This window comes from Rhodoferax sp. LS1P39 (assembly GCF_056521425.1).
In genome coordinates this window covers 430,036-444,318 of sequence record NZ_JBWMAV010000002.1, presented here as the reverse complement: position 1 = coordinate 444,318, position 14,283 = coordinate 430,036, and the positions used below count along the sequence as shown (strand labels likewise).

The window sequence follows — 14,283 nt, the reverse complement described above, 5'->3', positions numbered from 1 at the left end:
ATTGCGTACGGGAAATTTTCCCCAAAATGCTTAGCTGCCAAGCCGCAGCACTTACCACCTGTGACCAAAACCTTCAACTCCACAGGCCATCCCACCCCCGCTAACCTGCCATCCATTCCAAAATAACCCGCACACCATCCAAGGAAGCCCGTTTCATGACCGACACCACCGCCTACGTACCCCCCAAAGTCTGGACCTGGGACCAGGAAAACGGCGGGCAGTTTGCCAACATCAACCGCCCCATTTCCGGCCCCACACACGACAAGGAACTACCCGTTGGCAAACACCCGCTGCAGCTGTATTCGCTGGCCACGCCCAACGGCATCAAGGTGACGATCATGCTGGAGGAACTGCTGGCGCTGGGCCACACGGGGGCGGAATACGACGCCTGGCTGATCCGCATCCAGACCGGTGACCAGTTTGGCAGCGGCTTTGTGGAGGTGAACCCCAATTCGAAGATTCCGGCCTTGATGGACCGCAGCGGGGCCGAGCCGGTGCGGGTGTTTGAGTCGGGCGCTATCCTGCAGCACCTGGCGGAGAAGTTTGGCGCGTTCTTGCCCGCCAGCGGTGCGGCGCGGGCTGAGTGCCTGTCGTGGCTGTTTTGGCAGATGGGCAGTGCGCCGTTTCTAGGTGGCGGCTTTGGCCATTTTTATGCCTACGCACCGGCCAAGTTCGAGTACCCGATCAACCGCTACGCGATGGAGGTCAAGCGCCAACTCGATGTGCTGGACCGCCGCCTGGCCGAGCACGACTACCTGGCCGGTAAGGACTACACCATTGCCGACATGGCGGTGTGGCCCTGGTACGGCGGCCTGGTGTTGGGGCAGTTGTACGACGCGGCCGGGTTTCTGAGCGTGCACCAATACAGCCACGTGCTGCGCTGGGCCCAGCAGATCGCCGCCCGCCCGGCGGTGCAGCGCGGGCGCATGGTCAACCGCGCCTGGGGCGAGCCGTCGGAGCAGTTGCACGAGCGCCATGCAGCCAGTGATTTCGACAACAAAACCCAGGACAAGCTAGCCGAAAAATAGGCATTAAATAAGACTCCAGCGCCCATGGGATAGGCGCTAGCAGCTATAAAAAATGTAGTCTGTCGCCACGGTGGTGACCCGCGTATACCGGGGATGCCACACAAATAATTTGCTTTGGTATTTTATTTGGATTTATTGCCATGGATGGCTTGGGCGCTGTATGATGAAAGTTACTCAAATTACAAATTAAGTCACGTTGTTTTTAATAACGTTATCTTTATTTATCGTAAATAAATAAAATTTAATATTGGTATTTTCTTGTAAAAGGAATAAATATGCCATCGTACCCGTCCAAACCCATACCCCCTCTTTTTAAGGGCGGCATGACTCCACAGGAATGTGAAACCTGGACGCGTGCATACGAGTGGGCTTACACCAGCATCTTGGGGGCCTTGCTGCGGGTGCAGGCGTATAAGCCGCCACAGCCGTACAAAGACTACAGCGACTGGTTCGAGGCCAGCCCGGGGAATGGCTGGGAAGGCCGCCTGAAAACCGTTAATGCGTCTCTCACCAGCATGGTTGAGCGCATGTCCAGCATGGCGATCACCATTTTGAAATCGACCGACGACATAAAGTGCAAACGGCAAGGCTTCATTGAAAAACTATTTCAACAAAGAGATGCCTATGTCGAAATATTGCAGGGAGACTTTCCCGGCGATAAGGCGATTTCTTTGTGCGTCAATGCATTTGATGATGACCATCTGCGGTTGTCTTACCAAGATTCTGCGGAATGGGCGCGGGCATTTATTTTGGTGCATGAAATGCACCATGCCGCAGCAGATACCAAACACACGATATTAATTGCCGATAGCCATTATTCGCGTATAAGCTGCGGCACGCTTCCATTTTCCGATCCCGGGCTGGCGGTAAAAAACGCACAAAACTATGCGTATTTTGTGATGGGTACTTATTGGGTCCGCCCGGTGCCCGAACCCGGCTGGAAACCCGACTACGGCATTTGGTCCGAACGAACGGTGGAGTCAGGCTGGGGCCGTGCGGCCGACAGTCCGGCGGCCGCGGCCATCCTGAATGAGCTCATGGTGGCCTACCGTGAGCCCGAGGCGCAGGGTGCGCGCCTGATGGTCCGGGTGTTAAAAATCATCGACAAGAAAGAGGTTTGGCTGGACCCCATGCCGTTCCAATTTTTGCGCACCGATGGCCACAAGCAAGAGGGCGGCAGTGTGGTGGCCCCGGCACTGGCGGCCTGGGGGCCTGAGGCCTATTGCGTATTCATCGACAAGGAGAGCAAAAACTTGGTGTTTGTGGTCGGCAAGTTCTCGGGTTACATGCAGTCCAGCGACTACGCGACGCTCTATTGGGGAGGTGCATCGGCCGTGCCAGACCTGATTGCCGCTGATCCTTTGCTGAGGGAGGGCAACGCGCCCAGCCCTAGCGCCGCCATCGCGGTCTACCGCCCGGGCACGGCACCCAACGGGGCCGTCAACCAAAGCGCAGGTCTGTACTGTGTGTACGTAGACAAACAACACAAGCTGCGATGCGCGGTGCGCCTGGACGGCATGGCGTTTGGCGGCGGCTGGAAACCCCTGCTTTTTGACCAACCCCGCGGAACCGACATGACCCCCACTCTGGTGGTGCACAACGGGCAGCTCAAGTGTATTTACCGCAGTAGTAGCGAGGCCAAATTTGTGGTGCTGGCGTATGAGCCTGTCATGAAACGGCCGCAGTTCGGCGACCCCCAGGTCGGCGTGTGGAAGGAAGACAGCAGCATCGCCGCCCCGACGCTGGACGCGGAAACGCTGGCGGTCGGCTCGTGGAACACCGCCAACGGGGCCGTTCTGGTGGCCGTCGGCAACAAGGCCGAAATCCGCGACGGCAGCCTGCGTTATGCCTTGTGTGCAGAGACTCGGACCTGGTCTAAAGACATACGCCTGGGCACGGTGGTGAGCCCAAACCGCCCGGCACTGGTGGAATATGGTTCCAGCATGTATTTGTTTTACCGCAGTGCAGACGGCAGCATCCATTCCAGGGCGGCACGCCCGCCCAAGTAAGCCCTGGCGATTAACCGGCCAGGTTTGCTCCTGCAAAGCCGTGGCGCAGGCTGCCTATGATGTTGCTTATGCCGTCCCCGCGCCCCGTCCCCAAACCCGTGATCGACACCAGCCGCTGCACCGGCTGCGGCTGGTGCGTGCCCACCTGCAATTTGCATTTGCTGTCGCTGGAGCCGCAGGGATGGAAGAAGTTCTCGGTGCTCAGCGATCTGGACGCCTGCACCGGCTGCCGCAAATGCGCAGTGCGTTGCCCGTTCGATGCCATCAGCATGGTGGAGGCCCAGCGCGGATAACCGGGTTACAGTGGCCCACACTTTGCTACCAGGGCCTCCAGATGAATCCCCAAACCATGCACTTCGACCCGGCCAGCGCCAGCAAAATTCTGGTGTTCGACGAGGTGTATCCGTTTCGGGCGGCGCAGGAGCAGGCCGAGCGCAAGAAGCTCGGTGCCTTTGGCATGCTGGCCAAGCTCAACCCGCTGAATCGGCCCAAGGATGCCACCGTCCAGTTGGCGCGCCAGGAGCTGCGGCTGGAGCCGTTCTGGCACATCGCGGCCAAGCGCTCGGTGGACTACACCTGCCAGCTCACCTACCAGGTGCCGGTCAACAACCCCTATGCGCAGACCTTGACCGTCGAGGGCCGGGTGTTTGACGTGGCGCGCCAAAAGGACAAGGCCCGCATCGAGTTTGTGGCGCTGGAGCAATGCCACCGCAAGATCGAGTTCAACCGTTTTCTGGACGGCATGCAGCGCAGCACCAAATCGGCCGTGCTAGAAGCCTACATAGCCAAATACAAGTACACCGAAGTCGAGTCGCTGGAGCGGCCCGGTGTGCTCAAACCCCTGCTCTCGCTGGCCGGGGCCATGCAGCAGGCCAGCGCTAGCCTGACCGGCGAGGCTGTCAACGCGTTTGAAATCCAGTCAGACAGCATAGCCTTTGACCGGGCCTACATGTATCTGCGCCCCGTGTTTGCCTTCGAATTCAAATGGACCACCGCCGACAAGGTGGGCGTGATCGAGGTGGACGGCCTGACCGGCGAGGTGGTGGAAAACGGCGACTGGTTCAAGGACAAGGTCCACAAAATCATCACCCGCGAAAACCTGGTGGACCTGGGGGCCGAGGTGGCGGGCAGCCTGATTCCGGGCGGCGGCATTGCCGTAAAGCTGATCGGCAAGTTGTCCGAGCCCGACCAGTAAGCCGCCGCAAAAATACCTCAAATGCTATCTATTTCGTAGCTTTTCGCGCCCATCCTATAAGCACAGGCGGCCTGAAAGGCTTGTAACTTAGCCCGGCAGCAGCGTGGCCTGCAGGGTGATTTCGGGCACGCTGGCCAGGGCTTTGGACAAAGGGCAGTCGCGCTTGGCGGCCAGCGCCAGCGCCTGGAACTGCGCTTCCTCCAGGCCCGGCACGTTGGCTTGCAGGGTCAGGGCGATGCGGTCGATGCCAAAACCTTCGCCCTGCGGCACCAGGCGCACCTGGGCACGCGTGTCCACCGTGGTGGTGGCAAAGCCGGCCTTGTCGCAGGCAAACGAGAACGCCATGGCGAAACAGGCCGCGTGCGCGGCGCCCAAAATTTCTTCGGGGTTGCTGCCCTTGCGGTCGTCGGCAAACCGGCTGGCAAAGCCGTAGGGGTAGTTTTTGAGCGCGCCGGTTTCGGTGCTGATCTGTCCCTGGCCTTTTTTGCCGGGGCCTTCCCAATGGACGGTGGCGGTTTTCTCGATCATGGTGGGCCTTTCAAAGTGAGTTGCCACCATGGTGTCCGCGACCGCTGACGGGGTCTGTGCGGCAGCGCACAGAATGCCCCGCGCACGCCTACTGGCCCTCGAACAGCCCTCCCACGTCCAATATCTCGTAGGCCATCTCAGGCCGCTGCTCCAGGCTGCGCTTGATGGCGGCAGGGATGGACTGGCGGGTTTTGCGGCACAGGCCGGGCTGCTCGTGCACCAGGATCACGATGCCGCGCAGGCTGCGGACCTCGTTGGGGCTGGTGCCGATGCTCAGCCGGATGCCGAGCTGCTGCTCCATGCGCTCTTCCAGTCGGCGCAGATCGGCCAGGCTTTGCAGGTTCTCCAGCCGCTGCAACAGGCGCAGCTCGTCCTCGCGGGTCAGGCGCAGCACGCGCAGGTCACCCAGCGGGTTTTCCAGCAGCGCGTCGCGCCCGCAGTTGCAGGCTCCGGGTGGGCATTGGGTACGGATGGGAGTAGGGGACACAGCTACGGTCAGATCTGTTCAGGCAGATTTATAAAAAATAAGGCTCTAGCGCTTATGCTAAGGGCGCAAGCAGCTATCGAAAAAATAGCGAGCAGCTTACCAGGCCCAGGGTGCCGCATGTTAGTACGCCGTGGACTGATCCCAATCGGGCAGGGCAATGTCAGGGCAATGGCAGGAGAAGCAATGGATTCGGTCGTGTGGGTGGTGGCGCTGGGCGCGGTGGTGGCGGGCTTTGTGCAGGGCTTGTCGGGCTTTGCCTATGGGCTGGTGGCGATGTCGTTCTGGGCCTGGACGCTGGAGCCACGGCTGGCGGCGGCGCTGGCGGTGTTCGGTTCGCTGACCGGGCAGGTGCTGGCGGCGGTGACGGTGCGCCGGGGCTTTGATGTGAAGGCCTTGCTGCCGTTCGTGCTGGGCGGGCTGGTGGGTATTCCGCTGGGCGTGGCCTTGCTGCCGCGGCTGGACATGGACTGGTTTCGCCTGGGGCTGGGCAGCCTGCTGGTGGTGTGGTGCCCGGCGATGCTGATGGCCCGGCACCTGCCCTGCATCACCGCCGGGGGCCGCTGGGCCGACGGCGTGGTGGGCATGGCCGGGGGCGTGATGGGCGGGCTGGGTGGCTTCACCGGCGCGCTGCCCACGCTGTGGTGCACGCTGCGCGGGCTGGAGAAAGATGCCCAGCGCGCCATCGTGCAAAACTTCAATTTGTCGATGCTACTGGTCACCATGGGCACCTACCTGGCCAGCGGCATCGTCACGCGCAGCATGCTGCCGATGTTTGGCGTGGTGGCCGTGGCCATGCTGGTGCCCACCCTGCTGGGTGCGCGGTTGTATATCGGCATCAGCGAAGCCGCGTTCCGCAAGATTGTGCTGGGGCTGTTGACGGCCTCGGGGGTGGCGATGCTGGTGGCCTCGGTGCCCAGGCTGCTGGCGCGGTTTGCTACTTAAATGAGAGCTTTCCGTGCTTATGGGATAAGCACGGGAAGCCTTTTTTATTTAAATTTCAAGCCGGGTTGATGGTCTCCGCATGGTGGCAAGCCACCTCGCGGCCCAGCAGGGGGCGCAGCAGCGGTTCCTCGGTCGAACACAGTGCCGTGGCGTGCGGGCAGCGCTTGTGGAAGGCGCAGCCGCTGGGCGGGTTCAGCGGGCTGGGCAGCTCGCCGGTGATCTTGATCTTCACGCGGCGCTGGTTGCGGTCGATGGACGGGGTGGCCGACAGCAGGGCCTGCGTGTACGGGTGCAGCGGGCGCTCGAAGATCAGGCCCTTGGCACCTACCTCGACCGCGCGGCCCAGGTACATCACCATCAGGTCGTTGGCCACGTGCTCCACCACCGCCAGGTTGTGCGACACAAACACGTAGGCGGTGTTGAACTCTTCCTGCAGGTCCATGAACAGGTTCAGCACCTGCGCCTGGATGGACACGTCGAGCGCCGAGGTGGGCTCGTCGGCCACCAGGATCTTGGGCTGCAAGATCATGGCGCGGGCGATGGCGATGCGCTGGCGCTGGCCGCCCGAGAACATGTGCGGGTAGCGCTGCGCAAACTCGGGGCGCAGGCCCACGCGGCGCATGGTGTCATGGACCTTGGCGGTGCGCTCGGCAGCGCTCAACTGGGTGTTGAGCAGCAGCGGCTCGGCCAGCTGGTCGGCAATTCTTTGGCGCGGGTTCAGCGATGCGTAGGGGTTCTGGAACACCATTTGCACCTTGCTGCGCATGGCTTTGCGCTGGGCGCTGTTGGCGGTGTCGAGTTGCTGGCCGTCCATCACCAGGGTGCCGGAGGTGGGGGCTTCGATCAGCGTCAACTGGCGTGCCAACGTGCTTTTGCCGCAGCCGGATTCGCCCACCACGGCCAGGGTTTTACCGGCCTGCAACTGGAACGAGATGCCGTTAAGCGCCTTGACCTGCAGTTTGGGCTGCATAAACCCCTGGGCTACGCCGTAGTAACGGGTGAGGTTCTTGGCTTCTAAAACAACCGTGCTCATGCGGCCACCTCTTCATTCAAAGGAAAGAAGCAACGCACACCATTGCCGTCGTGTTGCGCCAGTGCGGGCCGCTCGGTGGTGCAGCGGTCTTGCACGCGGGGGCAGCGCGGCGAGAGCAGGCAGCCTTTGGGGCGGTCGTATTGGCCGGGCACCATGCCTTTCAAGGTGCTGAGGCGGCGCGCGCCGTGGCTGCGCTCAGGCACGGCCTGCAGCAGCGCGTGGGTGTAGGGGTGGGCGGGGTGGTCGAACAGGCGGGCCACGCTACCGGTTTCGACCACCTGGCCGGCGTACATCACGGCCACGCGGTGGGCCACTTCGGCCACCACGGCCAGGTCATGGGTGATCATGACCAGGGCCATGTTGTGGGCTTTTTGCAGATTCACCAACAGCTCCATGATCTGCGCCTGGATGGTTACGTCCAGGGCGGTGGTCGGCTCGTCGGCGATCAGCAGGCGCGGCTTGCAGGCGATGGCGATGGCGATCATCACCCGCTGGCTCATGCCGCCCGAGAGCTGGTGCGGGTACACGTCGAGGCGGCTTTTGGCGGCGGGTATTTCCACCATCTCCATCAGCTCCACCGCGCGGGCGGTGGCGGCCGCACCGCGCAGGCCCATGTGCTGCTTGAGCACTTCGATGATCTGGTAGCCCACGGTGAAGCTGGGGTTGAGCGAGGTCATCGGGTCCTGGAAGATCATCGCCATGTCTTTGCCCAGCAGCTTGCGGCGCTGGGCGGGGGCGATTTTCAGCAGGTCCTGGCCGTCAAAGTTCAGGGTGTCGGCGGTGATGCGGCCCTGGCCGTCGAGCAGGCCCATCAAGGCCATCATGGTGACCGATTTGCCGGAACCGGATTCGCCGACGATGCCGACGATTTCGCCTTGCGAGACGGTCAGATCGAGCCCGTCCACGGCCCGGAACGCCCGGCCCTGGGGGCCGAACTCGACCGAGAGATTTTTGATTGTGAGCAATGCCATCGTGGTTCTTCTCGCAGTCTTAGGCTGCAGTTTTTAATTTGGGGTCGAGCGCGTCGCGCAGGCCGTCGCCCATCAGGTTGATGGCCAGCACCGAGAACAGGATCGTCAGGCCGGGCAGGGTCACGACCCACCAGGCGCGCTCTATGTAGTCGCGGGCCGAGGCCAGCATGGTGCCCCACTCGGGCGCGGGCGGTTGCACGCCCATGCCCAGAAAGCCCAGGGCCGAGATTTCCAAAATGGCGGCCGAAAAGCCCATGGTGGCGTGCACGATCAGCGGGGCCATGCAGTTGGGCAGCACGGTGACAAACATGATGCGCAGCGTGCCCGCACCCGAGAGCCGGGCGGCGGTGACGTAGTCGCGGTTGAGCTCGGTCATGGCCGAGGCGCGGGTCAGCCGCACGTAGGCGGGCAGTGACACCACGGCAATCGCCACCAGCGCGTTGCCCAGCCCGGGGCCGAGGATGGCCACAATCGCCACCGCCAGCAGCAGGGCGGGGAGGGCCATCATGATGTCCATGATGCGCATGATGGTGGAGTCCAGCGCACGGCCAAAGGTAGCGGCGACCAGGCCCAGCACCACGCCGGGAATCAGCGCCAGCACCACCGACACCAGGCCGACAAACAGCGATAGCCGCGCGCCATGGATCAGGCGCGAGAGGATGTCGCGGCCCACCTCATCGGTGCCCAGCAAGAACTGCGACGACCCCCCGGCCACCCAGGCGGGCGGCGTGAGGAAGTGGTCGCGGAACTGCTCGATCGGGTCGTATGGCGCCACCCAGGGCGCAAACAGCGCGGCCAGGCAGACGATGGCCATGAACACCAGACCGACGACTGCGCCTTTGTTCTTGGTAAAGCCACGCCAGAATTCCTGCCAGGAGGAGGGCGGTGTGCCGGGGGCGAGCTCCAGCTCGTCGGTGGCAGACGCGGAGGGTAGGGACGGAGAGGTTTGCATGGTGCTTTACTTGTTGTGCCGGATGCGCGGGTTGGCTACGCCATACAGAATGTCGACCACAAAATTGGTCACGATGACCATGGTGGCTACCAGCAAAATGCCGCTTTGCACCACGGGGTAGTCGCGCCGCCCGATGGCATCGATCAACCACTTGCCGATGCCGGGCCAGGAGAAGATGGTCTCGGTCAGCACCGCGCCGCCCATCAGCGTGCCCACCTGCAGGCCAATCACCGTGAGCACCGGAATCAGCGCGTTACGCAGGGTGTGGATGAACACCACGCGGGCGGGCGACAGGCCCTTGGCGCGGGCGGTGCGCACATAGTCTTCACGCAGCACTTCCAGCATGCTGGAGCGCGTCATGCGGGCAATCACTGCCAGCGGAATGGTGCCCAGCACGATGGTGGGCAGGATCAGGTGCTTCACCGCATCCCACAACGCGCCGTCGTTCAGGCTGGGGTCGGCCTGCTCGGCGCGCCAGGCATCGATCAGCATGAAGCCGGTGTCGGGCGGAATATCGAACATCAGGTCGATGCGGCCCGATACCGGGGTCCAGCCCAGGCCGCTGGAGAACACCATGATCAGCACCAGGCCCCACCAGAAGATGGGCATGGAATAGCCGGTCAGCGCCACGGTCATCACGCCGTGGTCCAGGAACGAGCCGCGTTTCACCGCTGCGGTGACCCCGGCCACCACGCCCACCACCAGCGCGAACAGCAGCGCCACCAGGGCCAGCTCCAGCGTGGCGGGGAACAGGGTTTTGAATTCGGTCCAGACGGGGATCTGGGTCTTGAGCGATGCGCCCAGGTTGCCCTGCAGCAGTTCGCCCAGGTAGTTGAAATACTGCACCGGCAGGGGCTTGTCCAGCCCGAGCTGCTGCATGGCGGCGGCGTGCAGCACCGGGTCCAGCGTGCGCTCGCCCATCATCACTTCGATGGGGTCGCCCGGGATCATGCGGATCAGTGAAAAGGTCAGCAGGGTGATGCCGAAGAAGGTCGGGATCACCACCGCGAGGCGTTTAAGGATGTAGATAAACATAGTGCTTGGTAGTTATGCTGCGCACGCGCTGGCGGCTTGTGGCTGGCTGGGCGGCGTGGAGTACATCGTGCTCTTTAAAAACGAAAAAGCAAGGTGACGCTTGCGGGTCACCTTGCTTTGGGCCTGTTGAAAGGCGGGGGGCGCTACGTGCGCATCACCTTATTTGGTGTTGCTGACGTAGGTGAAGTTGTAGTCGCCAAACGGGCTGATCTTGAAGCCCTCCACGCCCTTGGCCATGGGCTGGTTCACCGTCGAGTGGGCGATGGTGGACCAGGGCATGTCGCGCTTGAAGACTTCTTGCGCCTTCATGTACAGCGCGGTGCGCTCTTTGGGGTCGGTGGTGCTGCGGGCCTTGAGGGTGTAGCCATCAAATTCCTTGCTGCAGTAGCGCGCGTAGTTGGAGCCGCCCACAGCTTCGCAGGTTAGCAACACGCCCAGGAAGTTGTCAGGGCTGGCGTAGTCGGCCGTCCAGCCGATCAGGCCCGCGTCGTGCTCACCGGCCTTCATGCGCTTCAGGTACTCGCCCCATTCGTAGCTGACGATCTTGGCCTTGACACCGATCTTGGCCCAGTCGGCCTGGATCATTTCGGCCATCAGCTTGGCATTGGGGTTGTAGGGGCGCTGCACGGGCATGCTCCACAGCGTCATCTCGAAGCCATCGGGGTAGCCTGCCTTTTTCAGCAGCTCTTTGGCTTTTTCGACATCGACTGGTGGGTTTTTCAGCGCGGGGTTATACGACCACAGCGACGATGGGAACGGGTTGGTGGCCTCCTGGCCCTGGCCCTGGTAGACCGCGTCGATGATGGCCTTGCGGTTGATCGCCATGTCCAGCGCCTGGCGCACTTCGAGCTTGCCGGTGGTGGGCTTTTCGGTGTTGTACGACAGATAGCCGATGTTGAAACCGGGCGCGCTGATCATCTTCAACGCGGGTTCGGTCTTCAGGCCGGCCAGGTCTTGCGGCTTGGGGTAGGACATGATCTGGCATTCGCCGGCCTTGAGCTTTTGTACCCGCACCGATGCGTCGGTGGTGATGGCAAAAATCAGGTTGTCGATCTTCACAGCCTTGGGGTCCCAGTACTGCTTGTTACCCGCGTAGCGGATTTGGGAGTCTTTCTGGTAGCGCTTCAAGATGAACGGGCCAGTGCCCACGGGCTGCTGGTTGATCAGCGCGGGCGTGCCCGCGGCCATCAGCTTGGCCACATATTCGGCCGACAGCACCGAGAACGCGGGCATGGCCAGCTTGGCCAGCAGGTCCGGGTCGGGCTTTTTCATCAGGAACACGACGGTGTAGTCGTCGGTCTTGCTGACCGACACCACGTTGCTGTCCAGGCCGGTATCCGACGCGTAGGGGAACACGGCGGGGTAGGCCTTGGTGAACGGATGCTGCTTGTTCACCATGCGCATGAACGTGAGCACCACGTCATCGGCGTTGAAGTCGCGGCTGGGGGTGAAGGTGTCGGTGGTGTGGAACTTCACGCCCTTGCGCAGCTTGAAGGTGTAGGTCAGGCCGTCGGGGGCGGTAGTCCAGGACTCGGACAGGCTGGGGACCACCTTGGTGGAGCCTTTTTCGAATTCCACCAGCCGGTTGAACAGGGCGTGGCCTGCGGCATCGAAGGTTTGGCCGCCGGTGTATTGGGCGGTGTCAAAACCTTCAGGGCTGGCCTCGGAACAGTAGACCAGGGTGCCGGCGGCGTGGGTTGCCAAGGCTGCGGCGGTCAGGCCCAGTGCCAGAACCAGTTTGCTCAAATTTTTCATGTTGCTCCAAATAGATCAAAACGCAAAGGCAGACGTGCACCTCGATGGTGCTCGTTTGGTGCGGCACGGGGATCGGTACATACCCCAGCGTCTGCCAGCGGGATTATCAGCAGGTTTTGTGCCACGGCATGGGCTCCTGTCGCCTGCGCGTCAGGCCATTTCCGTTGCATTTATTTGTATGTTTTTGTAAGAATTATGATTTTTGCATACAGTTAAATTTTTAAAATCTATCATCGCTTGCACCGCGTCCCCACTGCAGGAAACTGAACCTCACGATGCTCGATGTATGGCTGCCCTTGACGCAGGAACAGGTTCGCAACTACCCCGTGCTGATGCTGCAGGCTGCAGCCCTGGTGGGTATCTTGAGTACCGTGCTGAGCCTGCGCCGCAAGACCACGCCCTTGTTGGGCTCGGAGGGGCTGGCTTACGGCTGCGTGCTGGGCATTTCCGGTTTCCTGCTGCTCGGGCTGGCGTTTGAATTTCTGGCCCAGCCGTCCAAACCCTATCTGAATACCGACGTGCTCTTCCTGGGCGGCCTGTTTGGCGGCTGGCTGGGTGGAGCCATCTGCTGGGCCTGCATGGTGACCGCGCGCCTGCTGTTCGGCGGGCTGAACAACGGGTTTGCCGCCGCCGCAGACATGGCCATGCTGACCCTGGGCGGCATCCTGATGCACCGCTGGGCGATGCGTAAAAATCTGGTGGAACTCTCGGTGCGCGACATCTGGATGGTCTGGCTGGCCAAGATGGCTTTCAGCCTGGGGTCGATCGCGGCCATTGGCGCGGTGGGCCTGGTGCCCACCAAGACCAGCCAGAACCTGTTGGTCCTGCGCCTGCTCGGGGCCGGGCTGTCCTGGTTGATTCTGGGTGGCCTCCTGGTGCTGCTGCGCCGCGAGGCGCGCGACCGCGATGCGGCAGACCGGGCCCAGACCCAGGACCGCACCGATCCGCTCACCGGCCTGCCCAACCGCCGGGCCCTGCGCGAATACCTCGACGGCTTGGCCACCCAGCCGGGCGAGGTGACCAGCACCGTGCTGACCCTGGAGCTGTCCAACCTGGGCGAGATGGTGCGCCTGCACGGGCATGGCTGGCCCGACACGTTCTGGGGCCAATTGGTGGCCGCTGTGCGTGCCCATGCCCTGACCTGCCCCTTGCAGCCCTACGCACCGCAGTACTTCATGTTTTCCGACCTGGCGCTGGCCATCGTGCTGCGCGGGGTGACGCTGGAGAAGCTGCAACACACCGGCATGGCCGACCATTTCTACGCCGAGCTGTCCGACTACCTGCTGCGCACCCGCGCGGGCGAGGCCGCACCCCGCCTGCGCATGGGCGTGGCCATGGGCAACGACAGCACGCACAAGTCGGCCGATGCCATCCTGCGCAACCTCAGCCTGGCGCTGCAAAGCGATACCCGGCCCCTGCGCTACTTCCACCGCTCGTTCGAAGAAAAAGCCTTGCTCGACGAAAAGCTGCGCGTCCTGCTGATCGACTGGATCAGCGCCGGCCGCGCGCCGCTGGCCTACCAGCCCAAGTGCGACCTGCGCAGCGGCGAAGTGCTCGGGGCCGAAGCCCTGTTGCGCGCCAAGGATGCCAGCGGCCAGCCGATCTCGCCGCCCCTGGTGCTGGAGGTGGCGGCGCGCAACCAGTTGCTGATCGAATTCGAGTGGTGCACCGTGGAGACCGTGGTGCACGCCATCGGCCTGGCGCTGCAGGCCCAGCGCCCCTTGCCCCTGGCGGTGAATGTGTCGGCGGCCTCGCTCACCGTGCCGGGCTTCGGCATGCGGGTGGTGGCGCTGCTTCGCATGGCGCGCATCCCCTGCGATCTGCTGACGGTGGAGGTCACCGAAAACAGCCCCGTGCCCGACATCGACACCGTGGGCGAGAGCATGGCCGCCATGGCCAGCGCCGGTGTGACGCTGTCGCTGGACGACTTTGGCACCGGCTATTCCGGCCTGTCCATGCTGGCCAAATTTGCCTTTACCGAGATCAAGATTGACCAGAGCATGGTGGCCCGCCTGGAGCAGCCCCGCATGCAGGCCGCCGTGTCGCTGGCCCAGGAAAGCGCCTTGCGCTACCACGCCAGCCTGGTCGCCGAAGGCGTGGAAACCCCGCAGCAAATCGAGCGCTTGGTCGCCTTGGGCATCCGCTGCGGCCAGGGCTACCACTTCGCCCGCGCCATGGACCTGGACAGCCTGCTGGCCTGTGGCCGCCTGCCCCACGCCGTGCCGGTGCGGGTGGAACCCACCACCCAGCATTGACTGAGTGCTATTGAATAAATAGCTGCTTGTGCTGCTGGAATGGGCGCTGAGGGCTGATTTCTCTTAGATTGTTGACGCGCTGCACTAAATCGC

General features: G+C 62.7%; 13 protein-coding genes. 6 read left to right on the top strand and 7 right to left on the bottom strand.

Annotated elements, in window-relative coordinates:
- Positions 1–155 precede the first annotated feature (155 nt).
- The 4 genes from yghU to AC097O_RS05410 all read left to right on the top strand — a co-directional run bounded on the left by yghU (position 156) and on the right by AC097O_RS05410 (position 4,232).
- Positions 156–1,028, top strand: coding sequence for a glutathione-dependent disulfide-bond oxidoreductase (yghU, locus tag AC097O_RS05425; RefSeq protein WP_479591836.1), 873 nt, complete (start codon positions 156–158; stop codon positions 1,026–1,028).
- Positions 1,029–1,303: 275 nt separating this feature from the next.
- Positions 1,304–3,037 carry a M35 family metallo-endopeptidase gene (locus AC097O_RS05420; RefSeq protein WP_479591835.1) on the top strand — a complete coding sequence of 578 codons (1,734 nt, stop codon included), beginning with the start codon at positions 1,304–1,306 and terminating at the stop codon, positions 3,035–3,037.
- A gap of 68 nt (positions 3,038–3,105) precedes the next feature.
- Positions 3,106–3,330 (top strand): ATP-binding protein, encoded by a 225-nt coding sequence (locus AC097O_RS05415; RefSeq protein WP_479591834.1) that lies wholly within the window; start codon positions 3,106–3,108, stop codon positions 3,328–3,330.
- Between the two features lie 41 nt (positions 3,331–3,371).
- Positions 3,372–4,232, top strand: coding sequence for a hypothetical protein (locus AC097O_RS05410; RefSeq protein WP_479591833.1), 861 nt, complete (start codon positions 3,372–3,374; stop codon positions 4,230–4,232).
- 87 nt (positions 4,233–4,319) lie between these two features.
- On the opposite strand, the gene AC097O_RS05405 is transcribed toward AC097O_RS05410, so the two are convergent.
- Both AC097O_RS05405 and AC097O_RS05400 read right to left on the bottom strand, forming a co-directional pair.
- Positions 4,320–4,760: an OsmC family peroxiredoxin gene (locus tag AC097O_RS05405; protein ID WP_479591832.1), complete on the bottom strand. Its 441-nt coding sequence runs from the start codon at positions 4,758–4,760 to the stop codon at positions 4,320–4,322.
- Positions 4,761–4,848: 88 nt separating this feature from the next.
- Complete coding sequence (locus tag AC097O_RS05400) at positions 4,849–5,247, bottom strand: hypothetical protein (protein WP_479591831.1); 399 nt, start codon at positions 5,245–5,247, stop codon at positions 4,849–4,851.
- A gap of 183 nt (positions 5,248–5,430) precedes the next feature.
- Here AC097O_RS05400 and AC097O_RS05395 point away from each other — a divergent pair, with 183 nt between their 5' ends.
- Entirely contained in the window at positions 5,431–6,189 is a 759-nt protein-coding gene (locus AC097O_RS05395) for a sulfite exporter TauE/SafE family protein (RefSeq protein WP_479591830.1), read from the top strand.
- Between the two features lie 55 nt (positions 6,190–6,244).
- On the opposite strand, the gene AC097O_RS05390 is transcribed toward AC097O_RS05395, so the two are convergent.
- The 5 genes from AC097O_RS05390 to AC097O_RS05370 all read right to left on the bottom strand — a co-directional run bounded on the left by AC097O_RS05390 (position 6,245) and on the right by AC097O_RS05370 (position 11,935).
- Positions 6,245–7,222 (bottom strand): peptide ABC transporter ATP-binding protein, encoded by a 978-nt coding sequence (locus AC097O_RS05390; RefSeq protein ID WP_479591829.1) that lies wholly within the window; start codon positions 7,220–7,222, stop codon positions 6,245–6,247.
- The gene (locus AC097O_RS05385; RefSeq protein WP_479591828.1) at positions 7,219–8,193 is read right to left on the bottom strand and encodes an ABC transporter ATP-binding protein; all 975 of its coding nucleotides are present in this window, start codon (positions 8,191–8,193) and stop codon (positions 7,219–7,221) included. Before AC097O_RS05385 ends, AC097O_RS05390 begins: the two co-directional genes overlap by 4 nt.
- Before the next feature lie 19 nt (positions 8,194–8,212).
- Positions 8,213–9,145 (bottom strand): ABC transporter permease subunit, encoded by a 933-nt coding sequence (locus AC097O_RS05380; RefSeq protein ID WP_315203079.1) that lies wholly within the window; start codon positions 9,143–9,145, stop codon positions 8,213–8,215.
- 6 nt (positions 9,146–9,151) lie between these two features.
- Positions 9,152–10,180: an ABC transporter permease subunit gene (locus AC097O_RS05375; RefSeq protein WP_479591827.1), complete on the bottom strand. Its 1,029-nt coding sequence runs from the start codon at positions 10,178–10,180 to the stop codon at positions 9,152–9,154.
- Positions 10,181–10,339: 159 nt separating this feature from the next.
- Positions 10,340–11,935 (bottom strand): ABC transporter substrate-binding protein, encoded by a 1,596-nt coding sequence (locus tag AC097O_RS05370; protein ID WP_479591826.1) that lies wholly within the window; start codon positions 11,933–11,935, stop codon positions 10,340–10,342.
- A gap of 275 nt (positions 11,936–12,210) precedes the next feature.
- On the opposite strand from AC097O_RS05370, the gene AC097O_RS05365 reads away from it, so the two are divergent.
- Positions 12,211–14,190 carry an EAL domain-containing protein gene (locus tag AC097O_RS05365; protein ID WP_479591825.1) on the top strand — a complete coding sequence of 660 codons (1,980 nt, stop codon included), beginning with the start codon at positions 12,211–12,213 and terminating at the stop codon, positions 14,188–14,190.
- Positions 14,191–14,283 lie beyond the last annotated feature (93 nt).

What these genes read in the sequence shown, in the direction of transcription:
- AC097O_RS05370 (WP_479591826.1), bottom strand. Translation starts at nt 11,935, where the DNA reads ATGAAAAATTTGAGCAAACTGGTTCTGGCACTGGGCCTGACCGCCGCA.
- AC097O_RS05420 (WP_479591835.1), top strand. Translation starts at nt 1,304, where the DNA reads ATGCCATCGTACCCGTCCAAACCCATACCCCCTCTTTTTAAGGGCGGC.
- AC097O_RS05405 (WP_479591832.1), bottom strand. Translation starts at nt 4,760, where the DNA reads ATGATCGAGAAAACCGCCACCGTCCATTGGGAAGGCCCCGGCAAAAAA.
- AC097O_RS05390 (WP_479591829.1), bottom strand. Translation starts at nt 7,222, where the DNA reads ATGAGCACGGTTGTTTTAGAAGCCAAGAACCTCACCCGTTACTACGGC.
- AC097O_RS05375 (WP_479591827.1), bottom strand. Translation starts at nt 10,180, where the DNA reads ATGTTTATCTACATCCTTAAACGCCTCGCGGTGGTGATCCCGACCTTC.
- AC097O_RS05380 (WP_315203079.1), bottom strand. Translation starts at nt 9,145, where the DNA reads ATGCAAACCTCTCCGTCCCTACCCTCCGCGTCTGCCACCGACGAGCTG.
- AC097O_RS05395 (WP_479591830.1), top strand. Translation starts at nt 5,431, where the DNA reads ATGGATTCGGTCGTGTGGGTGGTGGCGCTGGGCGCGGTGGTGGCGGGC.
- AC097O_RS05365 (WP_479591825.1), top strand. Translation starts at nt 12,211, where the DNA reads ATGCTCGATGTATGGCTGCCCTTGACGCAGGAACAGGTTCGCAACTAC.
- AC097O_RS05410 (WP_479591833.1), top strand. Translation starts at nt 3,372, where the DNA reads ATGAATCCCCAAACCATGCACTTCGACCCGGCCAGCGCCAGCAAAATT.
- AC097O_RS05415 (WP_479591834.1), top strand. Translation starts at nt 3,106, where the DNA reads ATGCCGTCCCCGCGCCCCGTCCCCAAACCCGTGATCGACACCAGCCGC.
- AC097O_RS05385 (WP_479591828.1), bottom strand. Translation starts at nt 8,193, where the DNA reads ATGGCATTGCTCACAATCAAAAATCTCTCGGTCGAGTTCGGCCCCCAG.
- yghU (WP_479591836.1), top strand. Translation starts at nt 156, where the DNA reads ATGACCGACACCACCGCCTACGTACCCCCCAAAGTCTGGACCTGGGAC.